This is a genomic window from Pseudomonas sp. G34 (assembly GCF_031119625.1).
Lineage (GTDB): Bacteria > Pseudomonadota > Gammaproteobacteria > Pseudomonadales > Pseudomonadaceae > Aquipseudomonas.
This window is the reverse complement of the sequence record NZ_JAVHZV010000005.1, coordinates 1-18581: the sequence shown is the minus strand read 5'-3', so window position 1 is coordinate 18581 and position 18581 is coordinate 1. Positions and strand designations below refer to the sequence as shown.

The 18581-nt window shown below is 65.2% G+C and carries 18 protein-coding genes and 1 pseudogene; 14 read left to right on the top strand and 5 right to left on the bottom strand.

Going from position 1 to position 18581, the window contains the following annotated elements:
* A partial coding sequence (locus tag QYS36_RS03115) for an MFS transporter (RefSeq protein ID WP_308838114.1) occupies positions 1-1298 on the bottom strand: 1298 nt, incomplete at its 3' end.
* 363 nt (positions 1299-1661) lie between these two features.
* On the opposite strand from QYS36_RS03115, the gene QYS36_RS03110 reads away from it, so the two are divergent.
* Positions 1662-2726 (top strand): aromatic ring-hydroxylating dioxygenase subunit alpha, encoded by a 1065-nt coding sequence (locus QYS36_RS03110; RefSeq protein ID WP_308838113.1) that lies wholly within the window; start codon positions 1662-1664, stop codon positions 2724-2726.
* A 62-nt stretch (positions 2727-2788) separates the two neighbouring features.
* Positions 2789-3736 (top strand): PDR/VanB family oxidoreductase, encoded by a 948-nt coding sequence (locus QYS36_RS03105; RefSeq protein ID WP_308838112.1) that lies wholly within the window; start codon positions 2789-2791, stop codon positions 3734-3736.
* A 194-nt stretch (positions 3737-3930) separates the two neighbouring features.
* On the opposite strand, the gene QYS36_RS03100 is transcribed toward QYS36_RS03105, so the two are convergent.
* Genes QYS36_RS03100 through QYS36_RS03085 form a run of 4 tightly spaced genes read right to left on the bottom strand, consistent with a single transcriptional unit; the run spans position 3931 to position 6410 of the window.
* The gene (locus QYS36_RS03100) at positions 3931-4383 is read right to left on the bottom strand and encodes a GNAT family N-acetyltransferase (RefSeq protein ID WP_308838111.1); all 453 of its coding nucleotides are present in this window, start codon (positions 4381-4383) and stop codon (positions 3931-3933) included.
* Positions 4376-5086, bottom strand: a complete 711-nt coding sequence (locus QYS36_RS03095) for a GntR family transcriptional regulator (RefSeq protein WP_308838110.1) — start codon at positions 5084-5086, stop codon at positions 4376-4378. The genes QYS36_RS03100 and QYS36_RS03095 overlap by 8 nt, the downstream gene beginning before the upstream one ends.
* A 31-nt stretch (positions 5087-5117) precedes the next feature.
* Positions 5118-5504 (bottom strand): DUF4345 domain-containing protein, encoded by a 387-nt coding sequence (locus tag QYS36_RS03090; RefSeq protein ID WP_308838109.1) that lies wholly within the window; start codon positions 5502-5504, stop codon positions 5118-5120.
* Between the two features lie 39 nt (positions 5505-5543).
* Positions 5544-6410, bottom strand: coding sequence for a helix-turn-helix domain-containing protein (locus QYS36_RS03085; RefSeq protein WP_308838108.1), 867 nt, complete (start codon positions 6408-6410; stop codon positions 5544-5546).
* A 141-nt stretch (positions 6411-6551) separates the two neighbouring features.
* Between QYS36_RS03085 and pobA the strand changes: the two genes are divergently transcribed.
* The 12 genes and pseudogenes from pobA to dctM all read left to right on the top strand — a co-directional run.
* Positions 6552-7736, top strand: coding sequence for a 4-hydroxybenzoate 3-monooxygenase (gene pobA, locus QYS36_RS03080; protein ID WP_308838107.1), 1185 nt, complete (start codon positions 6552-6554; stop codon positions 7734-7736).
* A gap of 52 nt (positions 7737-7788) precedes the next feature.
* Complete coding sequence (locus QYS36_RS03075; RefSeq protein WP_308838106.1) at positions 7789-8223, top strand: DUF411 domain-containing protein; 435 nt, start codon at positions 7789-7791, stop codon at positions 8221-8223.
* 26 nt (positions 8224-8249) lie between these two features.
* Complete coding sequence (locus tag QYS36_RS03070) at positions 8250-9113, top strand: neutral zinc metallopeptidase (RefSeq protein ID WP_308838105.1); 864 nt, start codon at positions 8250-8252, stop codon at positions 9111-9113.
* Positions 9114-9218: 105 nt separating this feature from the next.
* Positions 9219-10286: a dTDP-glucose 4,6-dehydratase gene (gene rfbB, locus QYS36_RS03065; RefSeq protein ID WP_308838104.1), complete on the top strand. Its 1068-nt coding sequence runs from the start codon at positions 9219-9221 to the stop codon at positions 10284-10286.
* A complete protein-coding gene (rfbA, locus tag QYS36_RS03060) occupies positions 10283-11152 on the top strand; it encodes a glucose-1-phosphate thymidylyltransferase RfbA (RefSeq protein ID WP_308838103.1) in 870 nt (289 codons plus the stop codon). Before rfbB ends, rfbA begins: the two co-directional genes overlap by 4 nt.
* Positions 11152-11697 (top strand): dTDP-4-dehydrorhamnose 3,5-epimerase, encoded by a 546-nt coding sequence (gene rfbC, locus QYS36_RS03055; RefSeq protein WP_308838102.1) that lies wholly within the window; start codon positions 11152-11154, stop codon positions 11695-11697. Before rfbA ends, rfbC begins: the two co-directional genes overlap by 1 nt.
* A complete protein-coding gene (gene rfbD, locus QYS36_RS03050; protein ID WP_308838101.1) occupies positions 11694-12563 on the top strand; it encodes a dTDP-4-dehydrorhamnose reductase in 870 nt (289 codons plus the stop codon). The genes rfbC and rfbD overlap by 4 nt, the downstream gene beginning before the upstream one ends.
* A gap of 129 nt (positions 12564-12692) precedes the next feature.
* The gene (locus tag QYS36_RS03045; RefSeq protein WP_308838100.1) at positions 12693-14510 is read left to right on the top strand and encodes an ATP-binding protein; all 1818 of its coding nucleotides are present in this window, start codon (positions 12693-12695) and stop codon (positions 14508-14510) included.
* Positions 14507-15892 (top strand): sigma-54 dependent transcriptional regulator, encoded by a 1386-nt coding sequence (locus tag QYS36_RS03040; protein WP_308838099.1) that lies wholly within the window; start codon positions 14507-14509, stop codon positions 15890-15892. The genes QYS36_RS03045 and QYS36_RS03040 overlap by 4 nt, the downstream gene beginning before the upstream one ends.
* A 328-nt stretch (positions 15893-16220) precedes the next feature.
* Positions 16221-17216 (top strand): C4-dicarboxylate TRAP substrate-binding protein DctP, encoded by a 996-nt coding sequence (gene dctP / locus QYS36_RS03035; protein WP_308838098.1) that lies wholly within the window; start codon positions 16221-16223, stop codon positions 17214-17216.
* 164 nt (positions 17217-17380) lie between these two features.
* Positions 17381-18019 (top strand): TRAP transporter small permease, encoded by a 639-nt coding sequence (locus QYS36_RS03030; RefSeq protein ID WP_308838097.1) that lies wholly within the window; start codon positions 17381-17383, stop codon positions 18017-18019.
* A pseudogene (gene dctM, locus QYS36_RS03025) lies at positions 18016-18581 on the top strand (C4-dicarboxylate TRAP transporter large permease protein DctM); the annotation flags it as partial. The gene QYS36_RS03030 and the pseudogene dctM, both read left to right, overlap by 4 nt.

Sequence of the window (18581 nt, the reverse complement as noted above, 5' to 3'; positions counted from 1 at the left end):
TTCTGCGCCGGCAGCAAGGTCAGCAACAGCACCGCTGCGGCCACGAACACCAGGGCGAACCAGGTGTACAGCTGCAGTGGCTGCCAGCCGTCATCGAGCATCAAACCGGCCACGGTCGGCGACAGAATCGCCCCGCCACGCCCGATGCCAATCGCCCAGCCCACCCCGGTAGCCCGCACCGACGCGCCGTAGATCAGCGGCGACAGCGCATACAAGCCGGCGACGCAGCCATTGGAGAACAACCCGATCAGCAGGCCCATACCCAGTGCCGCACTGAACGAGGAACCGAGACTGGTGAACGCCACCAGCAGCACGGCGGTGATCAGCATGAAGCCGGCCAGCACCCGCACCAGGGAAAACCGCGCTGACAACAAGCCCAGCAAGGTCGCGCCGAAGATGCCGCCGATGCTCAGCAGCACCCCACCGGTGACGCCCTGCTGCACCGACAGGCCGGACTGGGTGAGCAACTTGGGCGTCCAGCTCATGATGAAGTAGAAGCCGAACATCACCAGGAAGAACAGCACCCAGATCAGCAGCGTGCTGCGCCGCTGCTCGGCATCGAACAGCCGCGCGAAGGCGCCACTGCTGGCGTGGCCACCGACCGGCAATGCCGGCAGCGTGGCCAGGCTCGGCCGATCCAGTTTGCCGGCCAGGCGGTTGACCCGCTCCAGCGCCTTGGCCGGCTGCCTGGAGAGCAGGAAGTCCAGGGACTCGGGCAACCACAGCAGCACCGGCACGATGGCCGCGAAGGTCATCAGGCCGCCGGCGAAGAACACCGAACGCCAGCCCCAGTGCGACAGCAGCCACACCGCCAGCAAACCGCCGAAGGTAGCGCCCAGGGCATAACCGGTGGATTGCAGGCTGACCGCCAGGCCGCGCCAGCGCTTGCTGGCGTATTCGCTGGCGATCACGTTGCTGCTGGCCAGAATGCCACCAATGCCCAGGCCGGTGAGGCCGCGCAGCAGGGCCAGCTGGGTGGGCGTCTGGCTGAGGGCCGAGAGCAGCATGCCGCTGCCGGAAATCACCAGGCACAGCAGGATCAGTGGGCGCCGGCCGATGCGATCGGCCCAGGGCGCGATGAACAGCGAGCCGGCTGCCATGCCGAGCAAACCAGCACTGAGCAGCATGCCCAACTGAGCGCCGCCCAGCGACCAGTCGGCGGCCACCGAAGAGGCCGTGAAGGCCATCACCAGCACATCGAAGCCGTCGATCATGTTGAGCACGACACAAACGGCGATGGCGACCCACTGGAAGCCGCGCATCGGCCCCTGGTCGACGACCTGTCGGAGATCGCTCATCGCGCACCTCCCACAGCCTTGAAGGGAAACGGGCGAGGCATGCCGCAGTCGGCAGCCGAAAGCGAAAAACCGGGTTTCATCGACGCAGATCCTTGATTGTTTTTATGGGAACAGCTGGTGCCAAACTTGCAGAAATGGATCCAATATTCAATCCATGCAGGTGTTGCGGCACAGCCCTTCCAAGCCTCTCGATCCGGACCGCCGTGCTGAATGCCTGAGTCCGCCTGCACTGACGCCGACAAATATAATGTTCGCTGATCGGACAGTTTATTTTGTTAACTATTTTCCAGCCCAGGCATTGACATTAGCCTGATTAAAAACCAACCATTGGATCCAATAACACCAACAAGAACCGAGGTCGTCATGTACCCGAAAAATGCCTGGTATGTAGCCTGCACACCCGACGAGATCGCCGAGAAGCCTCTGGGCCGGCAGATCTGCGGGGAAAAGATCGTCTTCTACCGCGGCGCCGAAGGGCAGGTGGTGGCCCTCGAGGATTTCTGCCCGCACCGCGGCGCGCCGCTGTCCCTCGGTTATGTCGAGAACGGCAACCTGATCTGTGGCTACCACGGCCTGGAGATGGGCTGCGAAGGCAAGACCGTGGCCATGCCGGGCCAACGCGTGCGTGGCTTCCCGGGCATCCGCGCCTTCGCCGCGGTTGAGCGCTACGGCTTCATCTGGGTATGGACGGGCGACCAGGCGCTGGCCGACCCCGCCACCATCCACCACCTCGAATGGGCGGAAAACCCCGAATGGGCCTACGGCGGCGGGCTGTTCCACATCAACTGCGATTACCGCCTGATGATCGACAACCTGATGGACCTGACCCACGAGACCTACGTGCATGCCTCGAGCATCGGCCAGAAGGAGATCGACGAAGCGCCGCCGGTCACCAAGGTCGAAGGCGATGAAGTGATCACCAGCCGGCATATGGAAAACATCATGGCCCCGCCCTTCTGGCGCATGGCGCTGCGCGGTAATGGCCTGGCCGACGACGTGCCGGTGGATCGCTGGCAGATCTGCCGCTTCAACCCGCCCAGCCACGTGATGATCGAAGTCGGCGTGGCCCACGCCGGCCACGGTGGCTACGAGGCGCCGGACGAGGTCAAGGCAGCGAGCATCGTGGTCGACTTCATCACCCCGGAAAGCGACACCTCGATCTGGTACTTCTGGGGCATGGCGCGCAGCTTCAAGCCCGAGGATCAGGCGCTGACCGACAGCATCCGTGAAGGCCAGGGCAAGATTTTCAGTGAAGACCTGGAGATGCTCGAGCGCCAGCAGCGCAACCTGCTCTGGCAGCCCGAACGGCAGTTGCTCAAGCTCAATATCGACGCTGGCGGCGTGCAGTCACGCCGGATCATCGAGCGCCTGCTTGCCGAAGAGCAGGCCCTCGCCGCCCAGAAAATCGACGTCCGCCAGGTCGGCTGATTCATCGACTGCACCGCTCGCCGCCCGTGCGGCGAGCGCAAGCCTTTTACGAGAGCACCCGCATGATCGACGTCATCGTCACATCCATCGAGCAGCAGGCCCAGGACATTCTCGGCTTCGAGCTGGCCCGCGAAGATGGCGAACCCCTGCCCGCCTTCAGCGCCGGTGCGCATATCGATGTGCACCTGCCGGACGGGCTGATCCGCCAGTACTCGCTGTACAATCACCCCGAGGAGCGGCACCGTTACCAGATCGCCGTGCAGCGCAACGCCGACTCCCGCGGCGGCTCCATCGCCATGCATGGTTTGCAGCCGGGCGCCCGGCTGAGCATCAGCGAGCCACGCAATCTGTTCCCCCTGCAGCACGATGCCAAACGCCATCTGCTGATGGCCGGCGGTATCGGTATCACGCCGATCCTGTGCATGGCCGAACGCCTGAGCCATACCGGTGGCGATTTCAGCCTGCACTACTTCGCCCGCTCGGCGCAGCAGGCGGCGTTCGTCGAGCGCCTGCGCCAGTCGCCGTTCGCCGACCGCGTGCACCTGCACTTCGATGACGGCGAGCCAGGCAAGCGCCCGGACACTAAGGCGCTGATCGGCCCGGCGGACCCGCACGCGCACTTGTACGTGTGCGGCCCGGGCGGCTTCATGGAGCACGTGCTGGGCAGCGCCCGCGACCTGGGCTGGGCCAGCGACAACCTGCACCGCGAGTACTTCAGCGCCGAGGCCGACGACCAGCCGAAAAGCGGCTTCGAGATTCAGCTGGCCAGCAGCGGCGAGGTGCTGCAGGTGCCGGAAGGCGTCAGTGTGGTGGAAGTGCTGCGCGACATCGGCGTGGAGATTCCGGTGTCCTGCGAGCAAGGCATCTGCGGCACCTGCCTGACCCGCGTGCTGGAGGGCGAACCGGATCACCGCGACCTGTTCCTCACCGAAGACGAGCAGGCCGCCAATGATCAGTTCACGCCGTGCTGTTCAAGGGCGAAAAGTGCGCGGCTGGTGCTGGATATCTGATCCCTGCCGCCAGCAATGGTGGGCTGAAGCCCACCCTACACCCGCTGAGTAATAGGCGGGATGCACCTGACGATTCGCGGGCATGGCCCGCTAAGTAGGGTGGATGACGCTCTTTTCATCCACCATTGCGATCGAAGAACGGTGGACGGGTCGGGCCGCGTAGGTGAAGCGTCGTCCACCCTACGAACTGCGCCTTACAGCTGGCGGGCCATCACCAGGGTGCGCTCGTCCCCGTCGACCACTTCGCGGACCACGGCATAGCCAAGCGCGGTATAGAACGGCACTGCCGTCAGCGAGGCGGGCACCCGCAACTGCCCGACGCCAGCCGCACGGGCGACGCCTTCGACGTGCTTCATCAGCGCCTTGCCCAGGCCACGGCCTTGCATTTCGGGCAGCACGAACACCGACCTGAGCACATCGCCTGCCAGGCTTGCGGTAGCGACTACGCGTGCGCCGTCGAGCGCCACGAACACCTCACGCGTGGCCATCAGCTCACGCACAGCGGCGGCGTCGAAGTTGGCGGCTACCCGGTCGATCACTGCAGGTGGGTAGTCCCGGGCATTGCTGAGTCGCAGGGTCTGCACGACAAGCCCACTGATCGCCTCGGCCTCGCTGTCGAGTGCACGACGGATCTGCGCCTCAGCCATCGCGCAATACGGTCAGCGCCGCCTCGCCGGCGTCGCCCTGCATGGCGCGGGCGTAGCGCAGGGTGGCATTGGCGTGCTCACGCATGATGCCTTCGGCGCGGGCGCCCTGGCCGTTGATCAGCGCGTCGTAAACGGCGTGATGCTGCATATGGGCAAAGCTGAAGCGCCGGTATTCGCGGGGCATGTCGTTGCCGTCCACGGCCAGGGAGCTGACCGAGGCGAATGGCAGGTGATCGTTGCGCGACAGCGCCACGGCAATGGCACTGTTGCCGCTGGCCTCGATGATCGCCTGGTGAAAGCGCTTGTTGAGGTCGTGGTAGATCTCCAGCTCCTCCATCACCACATGGCCCTTGTCGAACAGCCGATCGCCTTCCACCAGGCAGGCGTGCAGGCGACTGCGAATCCCATCGGACAGCCCACGCTCGGCGGCCTGGCGTGCGGCCAGCCCCTCGAGCACACCACGAACCTCGACCGCGCCGGCGATATCCGCATCGGTCACCGCGCGCACCGTGTAGCCACGGCCCGGCGCCTTGCACAGCAGGCCTTCCTGCTCGAGGGTACGAAAGGCGATGCGGATCGGCGTGCGCGACACCTGCAGCCGCTCGGCGGTAGGGATCTCGGCGATCCGCTCGCCGGCCGCCAGCTCGCCCGAGGCGATCATCTGCCGCAACGCCGCCAGTACCCGCTGTCCGGATTTGTACATCACGCCCTCGCCGCCTTTCTGAAGCGCCCCATCATACCGCTGGCCAGCGGCGCAGCGCCCAAGCGGCGAGCCCCGCGGACACCACCTCGAAGAGGATCGCCCACAGGTTGAAGGTCTGCTGCGCGCCGCCATCCAGCCACAGGCCGGCGATGCGCCCCAGCGCCAGGCTGCTGTAGAGCACCAGCAGCAGCGTCAGGGCCGGCCGGGTCAGCTCATGCCGCGCCAGCGCCAGGCCAAGGAACACCGCCAGGCCGATCTGCAGCGCACCGTAAAAGGCGCGCACATCGGTCACCGCGGCGGACTCCATCAGCAGCATGCCGCTGACCGCGCCCATTTCCTGCGGCCGCAGAAAATAGGCGATGCCGAAACCGGCGAGCAGCAACACTTGCAGGACGAGATAGATACGAGCGTAAAGCATGGCGCAGTCCTCCTGGCTCATGGGCAGAGCATAGGCCAGTCAGCGCTGCTGCCGAAAGGCACTGGGCGTCTGGCCGGTCAGGCGCTTGAAGAAACGCGAGAAATACGCCGGCTCGGAAAATTGCAGCGCATCGGCGATCTGGCTGAGGGTCATCGACGAATATACCAGCAGGCGCTTGGCCTCCAGCAACTGGCGCTGATGCACCAGAGCCTGGGCGCTCTGCCCGGCGTAGCGGCGGGTCATGGTGTTGAGGTGCGCGGTGGTGATGCCCAGGCGCCGGGCGTATTCCTCGACCGACAGCTGCTCGCGAAAATGCTGCTCGACCAGGCGATTGAACGCCGCCAGATGCTGCTCGCCGCGCACCGGCCGGTCGGCGGCCTGGCGCCCCAGCACCTGGCGGCCCAGCCACACGGCGAGCACACCGACCAAGGACTGCAGCAGCAGGTTGCGGGCCGGTGCGCTCTGCCCGTACTCGCGGTCGATGGCATCGAACAGGGTATCCAGATAGCCCTGGTCATCACCCACCGGGTACAGCGCCGGCGCGCTGAACACCGGGTGCTGGGCGCCCAGATGGGCCTCCAGTTGCGCCACCAGCGGCGCCGCCAGGGTCAGCACGTAGCCGTCCACGTCATCGGAAAACTGGAAGCCGTGCACGCATAACGGCGGCAGCACCTGCAGCGCCGCATCGGCGATGCGCGACTGCACGCCCTCCACCTCGATCAGCGCCCAGCCGCTGCGCAGGTACAGCAGTTGCAGCAGGTCCGGGTGGCGATGGGGCTCGATCACCCAGTCGTGCAGGCGGCTGCGCTTGGGAATCGACTCGCAGTGCAGCAAGTCCGGCGTCGGCCACTCCAGGGCATCGCCATACAGCTTGAATACCGGTACGCCGATCTGCTGCTGACTCATGACGACTCCTAAAAAGTGGCCGATAGGCGAACGGAGTTTATGAAAGTCCAAGTAAACGACGTGAATTTGCCTTATCCGCCAGCCTACGCCAATCAAAAATACAAGCACAAAGGTCCACACAACAATATCGAGGACACCCCCATGAAAACTTCCGTGGCCATTATCGGGGCCGGCCCCTCCGGCCTGCTGCTCGGCCAGCTGCTGCACAAGGCCGGCGTCGATACCGTGATTCTCGAACGCCAGAACCCCGACTACGTGCTCGGCCGCATTCGCGCCGGCGTACTCGAGCAAGGCATGGTCGACCTGCTGCGCGAAGCCGGTGTCGGCGCGCGCATGGACCGCGAAGGGCTGGTGCACGATGGCTTCGAGCTGGCCTTCGACGGCCGCCGCGAGCGCATCGACCTCAAGGGCCTGACCGGTGGCAAGACGGTGATGATCTACGGCCAGACCGAAGTCACCCGCGACCTGATGGAGGCCCGCGCAGCGAGCGGCGGCGTGACCCACTACGAGGTCAGCGATGTACAGCTGCACGACCTCAAGGAGGGCGCGCCTTACCTCACCTACCAGAAAGATGGCCAGGCACACCGCCTGGATTGCGATTACATCGCCGGTTGCGACGGCTACCATGGCGTGTCCCGGCAATCGATCCCCGCCGAAACCCTGCAGGTGTTCGAGCGGGTCTACCCGTTCGGTTGGCTTGGCGTGCTGGCCGACACCCCACCGGTGGCCGAGGAGCTGATCTACGCCAGCCACCCACGCGGCTTCGCCCTGTGCAGCATGCGCTCGCCGACGCGCACCCGCTATTACGTGCAGGTCGGCCTCGACGAGCAGGTGCAGGACTGGGCCGACGAGCGGTTCTGGGATGAGCTGAAAGCGCGCCTGCCGGCCGATACCGCGGCCAATCTGGTCACCGGCCCATCCATCGAGAAAAGCATCGCGCCGCTGCGCAGCTTCGTGGTCGAGCCGATGCAGTACGGCAAGCTGTTCCTGCTCGGCGACGCCGCCCATATCGTGCCGCCGACCGGCGCCAAGGGCCTCAACCTGGCGGCCAGCGACGTCAGCACCCTGTACCGCATCCTCCTCAAGGTGTACCGCGAGGGCCGCACTGACCTGCTGGAGCGCTACTCGGCGATCTGCCTGCGGCGGGTCTGGAAGGCCGAGCGTTTCTCCTGGTGGATGACCGGCCTGCTGCACAACTTCCCGGATACCGACGCCTTCACCGCGCGCATGCGCCAGACCGAGCTGGACTACTTCGTCGGCTCCGAGGCGGGCCGCACCAGCATCGCCGAGAACTACGTGGGCCTGCCCTACGAGCCCATCGAATAGATAAACACCCGCTGGCGGCGCTATGCTCGCGAAACCCACCGAGGATTCCAGCATGCGCCCACTGCTTCTCATCGCCGGCCTGTTCGCCGGCTTCGCCCAGGCCGCCGAGCCACTGACCATCGACGTGCACCGTGATGCCAATTGCGGCTGCTGCAAAGGCTGGATCAGCCACCTGCAGGCCAATGGCTTCACGGTCAACGATCATGTCGAGACCGACATGCACGCCGTCAAGCAGCGCCTCGGCGTGCCTGAGCGCCTGGGCTCCTGTCACACCGGGGTGATCGACGGCAAATTCGTCGAAGGTCATGTGCCCGCCGCCGACATTCTCAAACTGCGCGAACGCCCCGATCTGCTCGGCATCGCCGCCCCCGGTATGCCCACCGGTTCGCCGGGCATGGAGCGCGGCGACATTCGCGATGCCTATCAGGTGATTGGATTGGACGCACAAGGTGGCGAAAGCGTGGTCAGTAGCTATCCGGGCAACTGATTCGCCCCCATTGAAAGGATATCGCCATGCGCTGGAAACGAGCACGACGCAGTGACAACGTGGTGGATGCACGCGGCGGCGGTGGCGGCATGCGCTTTGGCGGCGGCCGCGGGCTGGGCCTCGGCGGCATCGCCATCGTCGTGGTGGTCGGCTTGCTGATGGGCCAGGACCCACTGCAGATTCTCGGCCAGCTCGCCGGCCAAGGCGGCTACACCACGACCCAGACGGATCGCCCCGCTGCCAACGACGAGCAGTCGGAGTTCGTGCGCGCGGTACTCGGCGATACCGAAGACACCTGGCGCGCGATCTTCCAGACCAACAATCGCCAGTACCAGGATCCGAAGCTGGTGCTGTTCGACGGCGGGGTGAATTCCGCCTGCGGTTTCGCCAACTCGGCGGTCGGCCCGTTCTACTGCCCGGGCGACAAACAGGTCTATCTGGACCTGAGCTTCTTCCGTGACCTGGAACAGCGCTATGGCGCGGCCGGCGATTTCGCCCAGGCCTACGTGATCGCCCATGAGGTCGGCCACCATGTGCAGACCCTGCTGGGGGTCTCCGCCAAGGTCGATGCAGCGCGCCAGCGCGGCGAGAACCTGGAAGGTGCCAACGGCCTGCTGGTGCGCCAGGAACTGCAGGCCGACTGCCTGGCCGGCATCTGGGCGCACCATGCCCAGCAGCGCCTCGACTGGCTCGAACCCGGTGACCTGGAAGAAGCCCTCAATGCAGCCAATGCCATCGGCGACGATCGCCTGCAGCAACAGGCGCGCGGCCACGTGGTGCCGGACTCCTTCACCCACGGCACCTCGGCGCAGCGTGTGCACTGGTTTACCAGCGGGTTCGAAACCGGCAAGGTCAGTGCCTGCGACACCTTTTCCAGCGCACGGCTGTAAGCTGCCAGCCCTGACGTTGGAGGATTCCCGTCAGGGCTGGAGCGCTGTACGCAAAAGCGCTCGGGCGGGCATACTTCACTCTTTTAATGGCTGGGCACTGTTCACATGCGCATTCTCGTTACCGGCGGCGCCGGCTTTATCGGTTCAGCACTGATCCGTCACCTGATCAACGACACCGATCATGAGGTGCTCAACCTCGACAAGCTGACCTACGCCGGCAACCTGGAGTCGCTGCGCCAGGTCGAGAACGACCCGCGCTATCGCTTCCTGCAGGCCGACATCGGTGATCAGGCTGCGGTAAGCGAGGCGCTGAGCAGCTTCCAGCCGGATGCCATCATGCACCTGGCCGCCGAGTCCCACGTCGACCGCTCCATCGACGGCCCGGCAGCGTTTATCCAGACCAATATCGTCGGCACCTATGCACTGCTGGAAGCCACCCGCGCCTACTGGTCGAAGCTGGACGAGCCCCGTCACCAGGCGTTCCGCTTCCACCATATTTCCACCGACGAGGTGTACGGCGACCTGCACGGCGTCGACGACCTGTTCACCGAAACCACGCCCTACGCCCCCAGCTCGCCCTACTCGGCCAGCAAGGCCGCCTCCGACCATCTGGTACGCGCCTGGCAACGCACCTACGGGCTGCCGGTGCTGCTGACCAACTGCTCGAACAACTACGGCCCGTATCACTTCCCGGAGAAGCTGATCCCGCTGGTGATCCTCAACGCCCTGGATGGCAAGCCGCTGCCGGTGTATGGCAACGGCCAGCAGGTACGCGACTGGCTGTTCGTCGAAGACCATGCCCGCGCCCTGTTGCAGGTGGTGACCCGTGGCCAGATCGGCGAGACCTACAACATCGGCGGCCACAACGAGCAGAAGAACCTCGACGTGGTGCACGCCATCTGCGACCTGCTCGACGAGCTGCAACCCCGTGCGGCCGGTTCCTACCGCGAGCAGATCACCTTCGTCAGCGACCGCCCCGGCCATGACCTGCGCTACGCCATCGACGCCAGCAAGATCGCACGCGAACTGGGCTGGACGCCGGCAGAAACCTTCCCCAGCGGCCTGCGCAAGACCGTACGTTGGTACCTGGACAACCTCGACTGGTGTCGCCGCGTACAGGACGGCAGCTATCAGCGCGAGCGACTCGGCGCGCCCAAGGAGCAACAAGCATGAAAGGCATCATTCTCGCTGGAGGCTCCGGTACCCGCCTGCACCCGATCACCCTGGGCCTGTCCAAGCAGCTGCTGCCGATCTACGACAAACCGATGATCTACTACCCGCTGTCGGTGCTGATGCTCGCCGGTATCCGCGAGATCCTGATCATCTCCACGCCCCACGACCTGCCGCAGTTCCAGAAGCTGCTCGGTGATGGCAGCCAATTCGGCCTGCAACTGAGCTACGCCGAACAGCCCGAGCCGGACGGCCTGGCCCGCGCCTTCATCATTGGCGAGCAGTTCATCGGCGATGATCCGGTGTGCCTGATCCTCGGTGACAACATCTTCCATGGTCAGCACTTCACCGAAAAACTGCTGCGCGCGGCCGCTGCGGACCAGGGCGCCACGGTATTCGGTTACTGGGTTCGCGACCCCGAGCGCTTCGGCGTGGTGGAGTTCGATGCAGGGGGGCAGGCGATTTCCATCGAGGAAAAACCGGCCCAGCCGCGCTCCAGCTATGCGGTCACCGGCCTGTACTTCTACGACAACGACGTGATCGAGATCGCCAAGGCGGTCAAACCTTCGCCACGCGGCGAGCTGGAAATCACCGACGTCAACAATGCCTACCTGCAGCGCGGCGATCTGCGCGTGGAGCGCTTCGGTCGCGGCTTCGCCTGGCTCGACACCGGCACCCACGACAGCCTGCTGGAAGCCTCGCAGTACGTGCAAACCATCGAACACCGCCAGGGTCTGAAGGTCGCCTGCCTGGAAGAGATCGCCTATGGGCAGGGCTGGATCGACCGCGAATGCCTGCTGCGCCAGGCCAAGGCGTTCGGCAAGACCGGTTATGGCCAGTACCTGTTCAGCCTGGCCGAGGACAACTGATGCTCATCATTCAAACCGCCATCCCCGACGTATTGATACTCGAACCCAAGGTGTTCGGCGACGAGCGTGGCTTCTTTTTCGAAAGCTTCAACGCCCGCGCCTTCAGCGAAGCCACCGGCCTCAACCCGAACTTCGTCCAGGACAACCACTCGCGCTCGCAACGTGGCGTGCTGCGCGGCTTGCACTATCAGGTGCAACAGGCCCAGGGCAAACTGGTGCGCGTCTCGGCTGGCGAGGTGTATGACGTCGCCGTGGACCTGCGCCGCCAATCGGCGACCTTTGGCCAGTGGGTTGGCGCCCATCTTTCTGCCGACAACAAACGGCAGATGTGGGTACCCGAAGGCTTTGCCCATGGTTTCGTGGTGCTCAGCGAGTTCGCCGAATTCCTCTACAAGACCACCGACTACTACGCCCCGGCCCATGAGCGCTGCATCCGCTGGGACGACCCCAAGCTGGCCATCGATTGGCACCTGCAAGGCGAGCCCAGGCTTTCCGCCAAGGATCAGCAGGGCGCATTCTTCGACGACGCCGAGCTGTTTCCATGAGGATCCTTCTGCTCGGCCAGCACGGCCAGGTCAGCCGTGAGCTGCAGCTGCTGCTCAGCAAGCAGTATGAGCTGATCGTGCTCGGTCGCGAGCAACTCGACCTCGCCGACACCGCGCGTTTGCGCGAGGCGGTGCGCCATCTGCGCCCGCAACTGATCATCAACGCCGCCGCGCACACGGCAGTCGATGCCGCCGAAAGCGAGCCGGAAGCCGCCTTCGCCATCAATGCCGTGGCCCCCGGCATACTTGCCGAAGAAGCCGCGGCGCTCGACGTACCGCTGATCCACTACTCCACCGACTACGTGTTCGACGGCAGCAAAACCACTGCCTATGACGAGGACGATGCGCCCAACCCGCTCGGCGTCTATGGCCACAGCAAGCTGGCAGGCGAGCAGGCCATTGCGGCAGTGGGTGGCAAACACCTGATCCTGCGCACCAGCTGGGTGTATTCGCTGCACGGGCGCAATTTCCTGCTGACCATGCAGCGCCTGCTGCAGGAGCGCGAGCAGCTCAGCGTGGTGGCCGACCAGATCGGCGCGCCGACCTGGGCCGGCAGCATCGCCGCCGCGACCACGCAGTTGATCGAGCGCTGGCAACGGCAGCAAACCACGGCCTGGGGCGTCTATCACTTCAGCGCCCGCGGCGAGACCTCCTGGTTCGGCTTTGCCGAAGCCATCGCTGCGCAGTTGCTGGCACAAGGCAGATCCGTCGCCGCACTGAAGCCCATCGCCACCAGCGAGTACCCGACGCCCGCCCAGCGCCCGCTCAACTCACGCCTGGACTGTACGCGCCTGGAGCGTGACTGGGGCGTAAGCCTGCCGGAGTGGCAGGATGGCCTGCTGGAATGCCTCAGTAACCCGCGCTAACGCCGCCCCGTAGCCTGGGTTGAGCGCAGCGCTACCCAGGGGCTTCCTGGGTGGCGCCAGGTTTGACCAGAGCTACCAGGCTGAAAGCTAATGCGCTCATAATGCCCCGGTCTTTCCGGCGCCGACTTCATGAACTCGATTCCCAGCACCATTCCCAAACGCCCTCGCTGGCGCAGCCTGGCCCTGCTGGCCCTGTTACTGGCGCCGCTGCTGTGGCCCCTGCACTACGTCGCCGAACGCTATTACCGCACCGAGCTGACCGAACAGAACCGCCAGACCCTCGACCTGTACGTGGCCAACCTGCTGGGCACCCTGCGCCGCTATGAAGTGCTACCGCCGATTCTCGGCGACCTGCCCGGCCTGCGCACCGTGCTGGCCACCCCGGGCGACGAAACCGCCCAGGCGGCGGCCAACCAGTTGCTCAAGCGGGTACGCCAGCAGACCGGCGCCGACGTCATCTACCTGATGAACCCCAAGGGCGAAACCCTGGCCGCCTCCAACTGGGATCAGCAGGACACCTTCGTGCGTGGCAACTTCGCCTTCCGGCCGTATTTCCAGGAGGCCCTGGCCGGCCGCCTGGGGCGCTTCTTCGGCCTTGGCACCACCTCCGGCAAGCGTGGCTACTACTTCGCCTCGGCGGTCTACGACGGCGACCAGAAGATCGGCGTGATGGTCATCAAGGTCGACCTCGACCACACCGAAAGCCTGTGGGGCAACACCCCGGAGCAGCTGCTGGTGACCGACGGCAATGGCGTGGTGATCCTCACCTCGCGCCCGGATTGGCGGTTTCACGCCAGCCGCCCGCTGGACAAGGCCGAACGCGCCTCGATCGCCGCCATCCAGCCCTACCCGACCCAGGCGCCACCGCCCCTGCAGCTCGATCCCGAGGTCTGGCTGACCCAGAGCCGGGTGCTCGACGAGACAGGCTGGAGCGTGAGCATTCTCGCCCCGCGGGTGGTGCTCGACCGCTCGGTGCGCACGGTGGTGGCCATCGGCGGTGGCGCCCTGCTGGTACTGATTCTGCTGCTCGGCCTGCTGATGCAGCGCCGCCGCCATTACCTCGACCGCATCGCCCTGAGCACCCGCGCCCGTCAGGAACTGGAGCAGCGCGTGCAGGAGCGCACCCAGGATCTGGAACGCCTGAACAGCCGCCTCAAGGAGGAGGTGCTGGAGCGTGAACAGGCCCAGCAGGAGCTGGTGCAGGCCCAGGACGAACTGGTCCAGGCCAGCAAGCTCACCGCCCTGGGCACCATGAGCGCGAGCATCAGCCATGAGCTCAATCAGCCCCTGGCGGCCATCCGCAGCTACGCGGAAAACGCCGGCGTGCTGCTCGACCACCAGCGCACCGAGGACGCCCGCGGCAACCTCAAGCTGATCAGCCAGCTCACCGAGCGCATGGCCTCGATCATCGCCCACCTGCGCGCCTTCGCCCGCCGCGACCGCCATGCGCCGGAAAGCGTGGCCCTGCAACCGGCCATCGACGACGCCCTGGCGCTGCTGGCCAAACGCCGGCGGGCCATGGACGTCGAGCTGATTCGCGACCTGCCCGACGCCACGCTGTGGGTGCAGGCCGGCGAAACGCGCCTGCGCCAGGTGCTCAGCAACCTGCTGGCCAATGCCCTGGACGCCCTGGGCGAGCGCCCGCAACCACGACGTATCTGGATCAGCACGGAGCTGCGCGGCGACCAGCTCGAGCTGCACCTGCGCGACAATGGCCCCGGCTTTTCGGAAAGCGCCCTGGCCCACGCCCGCGAACCTTTCTTCACCACCAAGACCAGCGCCCAGGGCCTCGGCCTGGGCCTGGCGATCTGTGACACCCTGATGCGCGCCCTGGGCGGCGAATTGCTGTTCGCCAACCACCCCCAAGGCGGCGCGCACCTGATCCTGCGCCTGCGCACCGCCGAAAACGGCGTGAACATCCAGCCGCCCGAGGACATCACCGTATGAGCACCATCGACGCCCACACTCAGGTTCTGCTGATCGACGACGACCCGCACCTGCGCCAGGCCCTCAGCCAGACCCTGGATCTGGCCGGCCTCAAGGTCGCCACCCTGGCCGATGCCAAGGGCCTCGCCGAACGCATCGAGCGCGACTGGCCGGGCGTGGTGGTCAGCGATATCCGCATGCCCGGCGTCGACGGCCTGGAGCTGCTCAAGCAGCTGCACGAACAGGATCCCGACCTGCCGGTCCTGTTGATCACCGGCCACGGTGACGTGCCCCTGGCCGTGCAGGCCATGCGCGCCGGCGCCTATGACTTTCTGGAAAAGCCCTTCGCCAGCGAAGACCTGCTGGAAAGCGTGCGCCGCGCCCTGGCCCTGCGCCGCCTGGTGCTGGACAACCGCAGCCTGCGCCTGGCCCTGGCCGACCGCCAGCAACTGTCCGGCCGCCTGGTCGGCCATTCGCCGGCCATCCAGCGCCTGCGCGAGCAGATCGGCTCCCTGGCCGGGATCAGCACCGATGTGCTGATCCTCGGCGAAACCGGCGCCGGCAAGGAGGTCGTCGCCCGTGCCCTGCACGACCTGTCGAGCCGTCGCGACGGCCCCTTCGTGGCGATCAACGCCGGTGCCCTGGCTGAATCCGTGGTGGAAAGCGAGCTGTTCGGCCACGAGCCCGGCGCCTTTACCGGCGCGCAGAAGCGGCGTATCGGCAAGTTCGAGTTCGCCAATGGCGGCACCCTGTTCCTCGACGAAATCGAGAGCATGACCCTGGACGTGCAGGTCAAACTGCTGCGCCTGCTGCAGGAGCGGGTGGTCGAACGCCTGGGCGGCAACCAGCTGATCCCCCTGGATATCCGCGTGATCGCCGCCACCAAGGAAGACCTGCGCACCGCCGCCGACCAGGGGCGCTTTCGCGCCGACCTGTATTACCGCCTCAACGTCGCGCCGCTGCGCATTCCGCCATTGCGCGAACGTGGCGAGGATATCCTGGTGCTGTTCCAGCACTTCGCCAATACCGCCAGCGCCCGCCACGGCCTGCCGCAACGGGAATTGCAGCCCGGCCAGCGCGCCATGCTGCTGCGCCACCCCTGGCCGGGTAACGTGCGCGAATTGCAGAACGCCGGCGAGCGCTTCGCCCTCGGGCTGGAGCTGGGCCTGGAACTGAGCGTCGACAGCCAGTTGCACAATGCACCGCTGGCCGGCAGCCTCAGCGAGCAGGTCGAGGCCTTCGAGCGCGCCCTGATCGCTGCCGAGCTGACCCGCAGCCACAATTCCCTGCGCAGCCTTGCCGAAGCCCTGGGCCTGCCGCGCAAGACCCTGCACGACAAGTTGCGCAAGCATGGCCTGAATTTCGCCGACGCTGGCGGAAGCTCGCCAGAGGACATCGAGTAGATAAGCGGAATCTTGCCGATCAGCTGGCAGGGTCAGCCCAAGCCTTGCCCGCGTTCAGGCTGTAATGGCAGCGGCGCATTCTCGGCAAAATTGACCGGGCCTTGGGGCATCAGGCTTTGCGCGCCACGCAAAACTGAACTGCGTAAATTTGTCGCAAGCTGGCACAACGCTTGCTCTACTGCTCATCAAGCGAAAAACAAGTACAAGTCCAGGTCAAATCGCTGCCAACCGATCCTGCCGCACAAGCGGCAACCCTCGACTTGCTCTTGTTCGCTCGTTTTGCGCCTCGGCGCCCAGCCCGATATCCAACAACAAGAGGAAGCATCGCATGTTCAAATTCACTGCCAAGGCACTGGCTTGCGCCCTGTCGCTGAGCATCGCCGGCCTGGCCCAGGCCGCCGATCCGATCACCATCAAGTTTTCCCACGTCGTGGCCGAGCACACGCCGAAAGGCCAGGGTGCCGTACTGTTCAAGAAGCTCGTCGAAGAGCGCCTGCCGGGCAAGGTAACCGTACAGGTCTACCCGAACTCCTCGCTGTTCGGCGATGGCAAGGAAATGGAAGCGCTGCTGCTCGGTGACGTGCAGATCATCGCGCCGTCGCTGGCCAAGTTCGAGCATTACACCAAGCAAATCCAGATCTTCGACCTGCCGTTCCTGTTCAACGACATCAATGCCGTTGACCGCTTCCAGCAAAGCCCTGAAGGCAAGGCGCTGCTGACCAGCATGGAAAGCAAGGGCATCACCGGCCTGGGTTACTGGCACAACGGCATGAAGCAGCTGTCGGCCAACAAGAAGCTGGTCGAGCCGAAAGACGCCCGTGGCCTGAAATTCCGCGTACAGGCTTCCGCCGTACTGGATGAGCAATTCAAGGCCCTGCGCGCCGCACCGCGCAAGATGAGTTTCGCCGAGGTCTACCAAGGCCTGCAGACCGGCGTGGTCAACGGTGCCGAGAACCCCTACTCGAACATCTACAGCCAGAAGATGCACGAAGTGCAGAAGTTCATCACCGAATCCGACCATGGCGTGCTGGATTACATGGTGATCACCAACACCAAGTTCTGGGAAGGCCTGCCGGAAGACATCCGCACCGAGCTGACCAGCATCCTGGCCGAGGTCACCACCGAGGTGAACAAGCAGGCTGGCGAACTGAATGCCAAGGACAAGCAGCGCATCATCGATGCCGGCACCACCGAAATCGTCACCCTGACGCCCGAGCAGCGTGAAGAGTGGCGCGAAGCCATGCGTCCGGTGTGGAAGAAGTTCGAAGGCGAGATCGGTGCTGACCTGATCAAGGCTGCCGAAGCCTCCAACCAGGCCAACTAAGGCTGACCCGGCCCCCATTCGGGGCCACTGGCGACGCCGCCGCTCAGGCGGCGTCGCACGCTTTCCCGACCTCTGATGTTCAGGGCCGCAGCCTGGCTGCGCGGCCCCCGGTGTCGCTGTCCCTTACGTCGCTTTGCGACCGCTCTACTGACGGAGAGATTCCCATGCGCGCTGTCGCTCGTGTCTGGAATAACCTGGAAGAGTTTCTCGTGGCATTCCTGCTCGCAGGCATGACCCTGGTGACCTTCTCGTACGTGGTATTCAACAACATCTACGGGGTTTTCTATTCCCTGGGGGACTCGTTGCCCTTCGCCAACGATGCGATGTTCGCCATCGGCGACGCCATCCTCTACGTCGCCCAGGAAATGACCTGGAGCGTGGCCCTGACCAAGGCCATGTTCGGCTGGCTGATCTTCGTCGGCCTGGCCTGGGGTGTGCGCATCGGCGCGCACATCGGCGTCGACCTGCTGGTGCGCCAGTTCAGCCCCGCCAACCAGCGCCTGATGGCCATCCTCGCGCTGCTCATCTGCCTGGGCTACTGCGCGCTGATGGCGTACTCCAGCGAGCAGTGGGTCGCCGTGCTGTACAGCGTCGGCACCGGTGCCGAGGACCTGGACCGCTTCGGCGTTCGCCAGTGGCATATCGTGATGATCGTGCCGATCGGCTTCGCCCTGATGTTCCTGCGTTTCCTGGAAATCTTCATTCGCGTGCTGCAAGGCAAGCAACAAGGCCTGGGCCTGCACAGCGAAGTGGACGATGCCGTGAAACTGGCTGAAACCGACAAGGCGGAGACACGCGCATGACCATTGCCTTCCTTTTCATCGCCCTGTTCGTGCTGATGTTCGTCGGCATTCCGGTGGCGATTTCCCTGGGCTTGTCCGGGGCCATGACCATCCTGTTCTTCAGCAACGACTCGGTGCGTTCGCTGGCGATCAAGCTGTTCGAGACCAGCGAGCACTACACGCTGCTGGCGATTCCGTTCTTCCTGCTGTCCGGTGCGTTCATGACCAGCGGCGGCGTGGCCCGGCGCCTGATCGATTTCGCCAACGCCTGCGTCGGCCACATCAAGGGTGGCCTGGCCATCGCCGCGATCATGGCGTGCATGCTGTTCGCCGCGCTGAGCGGCTCGTCGCCGGCCACGGTGGCCGCGGTCGGTTCGATCGTCATCGCCGGCATGGTGCGTTCGGGCTACAAGCAGGACTTCGCCGCCGGCATCGTCTGTAACGCCGGTACCCTGGGCATCCTGATTCCGCCGTCGATCGTCATGGTGGTCTATGCCACCGCGACCGAAACCTCGGTGGGCAAGCTGTTCATGGCCGGTGTGGTACCGGGCCTGCTGCTCGGCCTGGTGCTGATGGTGGTGAT

Coding starts and splice junctions, on each gene's coding strand:
- QYS36_RS03110 (WP_308838113.1), top strand. CDS start 1,662: ATGTACCCGAAAAATGCCTGGTATGTAGCCTGCACACCCGACGAGATC.
- QYS36_RS03105 (WP_308838112.1), top strand. CDS start 2,789: ATGATCGACGTCATCGTCACATCCATCGAGCAGCAGGCCCAGGACATT.
- QYS36_RS03100 (WP_308838111.1), bottom strand. CDS start 4,383: ATGGCTGAGGCGCAGATCCGTCGTGCACTCGACAGCGAGGCCGAGGCG.
- QYS36_RS03095 (WP_308838110.1), bottom strand. CDS start 5,086: ATGTACAAATCCGGACAGCGGGTACTGGCGGCGTTGCGGCAGATGATC.
- QYS36_RS03090 (WP_308838109.1), bottom strand. CDS start 5,504: ATGCTTTACGCTCGTATCTATCTCGTCCTGCAAGTGTTGCTGCTCGCC.
- QYS36_RS03085 (WP_308838108.1), bottom strand. CDS start 6,410: ATGAGTCAGCAGCAGATCGGCGTACCGGTATTCAAGCTGTATGGCGAT.
- pobA (WP_308838107.1), top strand. CDS start 6,552: ATGAAAACTTCCGTGGCCATTATCGGGGCCGGCCCCTCCGGCCTGCTG.
- QYS36_RS03075 (WP_308838106.1), top strand. CDS start 7,789: ATGCGCCCACTGCTTCTCATCGCCGGCCTGTTCGCCGGCTTCGCCCAG.
- QYS36_RS03070 (WP_308838105.1), top strand. CDS start 8,250: ATGCGCTGGAAACGAGCACGACGCAGTGACAACGTGGTGGATGCACGC.
- rfbB (WP_308838104.1), top strand. CDS start 9,219: ATGCGCATTCTCGTTACCGGCGGCGCCGGCTTTATCGGTTCAGCACTG.
- rfbA (WP_308838103.1), top strand. CDS start 10,283: ATGAAAGGCATCATTCTCGCTGGAGGCTCCGGTACCCGCCTGCACCCG.
- rfbC (WP_308838102.1), top strand. CDS start 11,152: ATGCTCATCATTCAAACCGCCATCCCCGACGTATTGATACTCGAACCC.
- rfbD (WP_308838101.1), top strand. CDS start 11,694: ATGAGGATCCTTCTGCTCGGCCAGCACGGCCAGGTCAGCCGTGAGCTG.
- QYS36_RS03045 (WP_308838100.1), top strand. CDS start 12,693: ATGAACTCGATTCCCAGCACCATTCCCAAACGCCCTCGCTGGCGCAGC.
- QYS36_RS03040 (WP_308838099.1), top strand. CDS start 14,507: ATGAGCACCATCGACGCCCACACTCAGGTTCTGCTGATCGACGACGAC.
- dctP (WP_308838098.1), top strand. CDS start 16,221: ATGTTCAAATTCACTGCCAAGGCACTGGCTTGCGCCCTGTCGCTGAGC.
- QYS36_RS03030 (WP_308838097.1), top strand. CDS start 17,381: ATGCGCGCTGTCGCTCGTGTCTGGAATAACCTGGAAGAGTTTCTCGTG.